Origin of the sequence: Rubrivirga sp., from assembly GCF_049648075.1 — a bacterium.
In the GTDB taxonomy this organism is placed as follows: Bacteria; Bacteroidota; Rhodothermia; order Rhodothermales; family Rubricoccaceae; genus Rubrivirga.
In genome coordinates, this window is sequence record NZ_JBARYR010000047.1 from 1 (window position 1) to 4,908 (window position 4,908).

3 protein-coding genes and 1 pseudogene are annotated in these 4,908 nt (G+C 68.8%); all 4 read left to right on the forward strand.

Translation table 11 applies throughout. The features are described from left to right. Window positions 1-860 (forward strand): annotated as a pseudogene (locus tag WBA11_RS01330) (hypothetical protein); the annotation flags it as partial. A gap of 134 nt (window positions 861-994) precedes the next feature. Beyond that, window positions 995-3,193 carry a PAS domain-containing protein gene (locus tag WBA11_RS01335; RefSeq protein WP_424518934.1) on the forward strand — a complete coding sequence of 733 codons (2,199 nt, stop codon included), beginning with the start codon at window positions 995-997 and terminating at the stop codon, window positions 3,191-3,193. Next, a complete protein-coding gene (locus WBA11_RS01340) occupies window positions 3,190-3,876 on the forward strand; it encodes a TIGR04282 family arsenosugar biosynthesis glycosyltransferase (protein ID WP_424518935.1) in 687 nt (228 codons plus the stop codon). The genes WBA11_RS01335 and WBA11_RS01340 overlap by 4 nt, the downstream gene beginning before the upstream one ends. Window positions 3,877-3,910: 34 nt before the next feature. Then, on the forward strand, window positions 3,911-4,908 hold a 998-nt coding region (gene fbp / locus WBA11_RS01345), incomplete at its 3' end, for a class 1 fructose-bisphosphatase (protein WP_424518936.1).

The following is a 4,908-nucleotide window of genomic DNA, read 5'->3' on the forward strand; positions in this document are numbered from 1 at the left end:
AGGTCGGGCAGCGGACGTGGGGTGGCAAGCCGTGGGCCGTCGCGGTGACCCACGACCTCGATGCGGTTCGGACCCACCGGCTGCGCGCGGGCCTGGGGAGTCTGGGTCGAGGCCGCGTCCTCGAGGCCGCTCAGCGGGCGTTCGGACCGGACCGGCGACGGGCCAGCGTCCTCGACCTCGAGGGCGTCTCGGCTCGGCACGACGCGGGGGCGACCTGGTTCGTCAAGCCCGGAGCGTGGACACAAGAAGACGTTCCCGGCGGCCTCGACCCGTGGCTCATCGAGACGCTGACCGCGTGGAGCGACAGCGGTCACGAAGTCGGCTGGCATCCCGGGTACGGGACGTACGGTCGGCCCGACCGCCTCGAGGCCGAGCGCTCCCGCTTCCACGACGCGTTCGGCCACCCGCCGACCCTGGCTCGAACCCACTTTCTCCGCTGGTCCGACCCCGACACGCTCCGCGATCTGCTCGAGGCCGGCGTCCGCGTCGACAGCACGCTGGGGTTCGCCGAGAACGAGGGGTTCCGGCGCGGCACGAGCCACCCGTTTCGCGTCTTCGACCTCGAGGCCGACGCCGTCACGGAGCTGTGGGAGATGCCGCTCGCCGTCATGGACACGACGCTCACGGACTACCGCGAGCTGCGCGGTGCCGCCCTCGAGGACGCGGTCACGAACGTGTTCGAGGCGGCCGAGCGTGCCGGCGGCGTGGCCGTCGTGCTGTGGCACAACCAGATGGGCGGGGACACGGCCGGGTGGGCGTCTCGACTAGACACCCTCGACCGCGTCATCGGACGCGCTCGCACCCGTGGCGCGGCGGTCGGGCCGGTCGGGTCGCTCGTAGCGGGCTGGAGAGGCGCATAGGCACGAATTGATCGTGTAGTGGCTTGCCTGGCATACCGTTTTCAGGTGCTCTACGAAACGGCGCAGATCTCAGGAACGAGAGCCCGGCCTGTCCATACCACTCGGCCGCACCCCTGCGGCACTTCCTCGACCGCATGGGCCTCTTTACAAAGACCGCCGCCGAGCGTCTCGGCCCCGACCTTCTCGACCAACTCCCGCTCGGGATCTCGGTCTACCGCTTGGAGAACCCCGACGACGCCGGGTCGCTGCGGGTCGTGTACTCGAACCCCGCGAGCAGCGAGATCACGGGGCTCGACCTCGAGGCCGAGACGGGGAAGCTTCTCACGGAGGTGGCCCCGGGGATAGCGGAGACGGAGTTCGCCGAGCTCTACGCTGAGGTCGTCCGAACGCAGACGTCTCGCGATCTCGGGACCATCGAGTACGGCGACGACCGAATCGAGTCGTCGCTGTTCGCCGTCCGGGCGTTCCCAATCAGTGAGAGCGATGTCGCCGTCGTCTTCGAGGACGTGAGCGACCGGGCCGAGGTCCGCGCGCTCCGCCAATCGCAGGAGGAGGTCCAGAGGGTGCGAGCGCGCTTCGAGGTGCTGTTCGACGCCATCGACGACGTGCTGCTGGTGTACCCGCTAGGTCCCGATGGCCCCGAGCCGCTCATCGCCTTCAACGAGGCCGCGGTCGCTCGGTACGGCTACACCGCCGACCAACTCCGCGGGATGACCGTGCGAGACCTTATCGACCTCGACCGAGTCGACCTCTCGGTGTCCCTCACCGAGCTGCGCCGAACGCGCCGCGCCACCTTCGACTCCGTCCACCTGACGTGCGACGGGACTCAACTCCCCATGTCGACGGCCGCCCGGTTGGTCGAATACGACGGGCGGCTGTGCGTCATCGCCCTGTGCCGCGACGACTCGGACAGCCGCCAGTTTCGACGAGAGCTCGCCCGCGCCAACTCTCGCCTCGAGCGGGCCGTCGATGAGCGCACCGAGCAACTCGAGGCGTTTTCCGATGACCTCAAGATCTTGCACGGGATCACGACGCAGGAATACGGCTCGCACGAAGACCGCGTCCGCGCCTACCTCGAGGCCGGCCGCGACATGTTCGATCTCCCCATCGGGATCCTGTCCGCGACGCCGCTCGATCCCAAGACCGGCGAGCGGCTGTACCGCCTCGAGGCCGTTATCGCACCGGACCCCGCCCTCGAGCCAGGCCTGACGGTCCCCATCGGGGAGGCGTTCTGCGACGCCGTCCTCGAGCGCGAGTCGACGGTCGTCTACGCCGATGCCCAGGACGAGAACCCGGCGCACCCGGCGTGCTCGAACCGAGGGCTCCGGGCCTTTATCGGGACGCCGATCTACGTCGAGGGCGAGATCGTGGGGACGCTCAACTTTGTCTCGCCCGAGCCTCGGCAGAACGGGTTCTCGTCGTCCGAGCGAGACCTCATCGAAGTCATGGCCCAGGCTATCGGTCGGCGGATCGAGGCCCGGCGGATTCAGGAGGAGCGCGCCATGGCGCAGGAGCGCTACCGGTCCATCGTGGAGACGGTGGACGCCGGCGTGATCGTGGTGGACACGGACTTCCGACTCATCATGTCGAACCCGTCCGCTCAAGCGTTTTTGGGTCTCGACGCTGACGAGGGGCTGACGCAAGAAGGAGCCGTCACCAAGCGCTGGCCGATGATCGACCTCGAGGGGCACCTTATCGAGCCCGAGGATCTCCCGGAGCGTTCCGTGCTGACGACGGGCGTGCCGGTTCGAGGCGCCATCCAGGGCGTGTGCCCTCCGAGCGGCGGCGTCCGGTGGTACCGCGTCAACGCGACCCCGATCGACGAGGACCAAGACGGCGCGCCCGATGCGGTCGTGGTCTCGTTCCACGACGTCAGCGACCTCCGCGAGTCCGTCGCCGCGACCGAGCGGACCCAGAGCGTCCTGCGCTCCGTCCTTGAGGCCTCGCCGGACGGCGTCATCGCGTTCCGCTCCGTCCGCAACGACGACCGCGACGTCGTCGACTTTGAGTTCCTGGTCGTCAACACGCGAGCGAGCGAGATCGTGGGACGCGAGGCGCGCGACCTGATCGGCGAGAGGCTGCTCGACGTCTTTCCCGGAAACCGGGAGACCGGCTTGTTCGACGCCTACGTCGGGGTCGTGGAGACCGGAGCCCGGTTCGATACGAGGCTCGACTACACGCACGACGACCTCGACACGACCCTGCGAATCACGGCCGTCCCGCTGCCCTCCGAGGACGGGTTCACGGTCACCTTCGCCGAGCCCTTTCAACTCCCCGATGGGGACAGCGCGCAGGACCGTGACGCCCTCGAGGCCGAGGCGGACGAGTCGTGAACGCGGCGCTGCTCGTGTTTGCAAAGGTCCCCGAGCCCGGCCGGGTCAAGACGCGACTGAGCCCGCCGCTCTCGCCGGAGCAGGCGGCTCGGTTGTACGACGCGTTTCTGCGTGACGCCCTCGACCGGTACGCGCGGTGGGGGAGAGAGACGGGCGTCTCGATACGGCTGCACCTGGCGACCAGGCCCGGCGCCGCCAACGCGTTTGCCGACGTGCCGGCCGGAGTCGAGACCCTCGAGCAGAGAGGTGGTGGGCTGGGCGACCGGATGATGCGCGCGTTCGTCCAGGCCTTCGCGACAGGGCACGACCGGGCGGTCGTGGTAGGCACGGACCACCCGACGCTGCCGCTCGACTTTTTCGGCCTCGCCCTCGATGCCATGGCCGATCCGATGACGGCGGTCATCGGGCCGAGCGACGACGGCGGCTACTACCTCCTCGGCTTGAACGACGTCGCGCCCGCGGTCTTCGACATGGACTACAGCCACGAGCGCGTCTTCGACGACACCCTCGAGGCCGCCCTCGAGGTCGGACTGCAGCCCGTCGTGTTGCCCAGTCACTACGACGTGGACGATGCGGCCGCCCTCGACCGGCTGGTCCAGGAATGGCGGGCCGGCGCTGACATGGGGCCGAGGACGGCGCGCATGCTCGAAACGCTCACCGAGACCGGAAGCGTGCTGGGGTAGCTTGGACATCCTCTCTGGAAGCCCTTCCGAACCTGTGGAAACAACAGCCAACGGCCACGCCGACTCGACACTGGCGAACAGCGGGGCGTCGTTCGTGACACTGGAGCAGTTCATCATCGAGCGCGAGAAGGAGTCGCCCGGCTCCAAGGGCCAGTTCTCCCGCCTCTTGCGCGACATCGCCGTCGCGGCCAAGATGGTCGAGCGCGACGTCCGCAAGGCGGGCCTGGTCGACTTGTTCGGCGAGACCGGCACGGTCAACGTCCAGGACGAGGACCAGAAAAAGCTCGACGTCCTCGCCCACGAGGCCTTCGTGCGCGCGCTCCGACGCGGCGGCGAGGTCTGCCTCATCGGCTCCGAGGAGCACGCCGAGGCCATCCCGCTCTTGTTCGACGACTGCCAGGGCAAGTACGTCGTGCTGTTCGATCCGCTCGACGGCTCGTCCAACATCGACGTCAACGTCTCCATCGGCACCATCTTCTCGATCTACCGCGTCCCCGACGACCACGTCGGGCGTGTCACCCTCGAGGCCGCGCTCCAGCCCGGCCGCGCTCAGGTGGCCGCCGGCTACGTCATCTACGGCTCGTCGACGATCCTGGTGTACACCACCGGCAACGGCGTCAACGGGTTCACGCTCGACCCGTCGATCGGCGAGTTTCTGCTGTCGCACCCCGACATCCAGACGCCGGAGCGGGGGAGCATGTACTCGGTCAACGAGGGGAACTACAACTCGTTCGAGCCGGGCGTGCGCGAGTACATCAAGTGGATGCAGCGCGAGGCGCCCGACGACGACCCGCCGCGCCCGTACACGACGCGGTACATCGGCTCGTTCGTGGCCGACGTCCACCGCAACATGATCAAGGGCGGCGTCTACGTCTACCCGGCGAACGCTCGGAACCCGCAGGGGAAGCTCCGCCTGATGTACGAGGCGAACCCGATGGCGTTCATCGTGGAGCAGGCCGGCGGACGCGCGGAGACGGGCGACGGCCCCGTCCTCGACGTGAAGCCGGGCGCGCTGCACGACCGGTGCCCGGT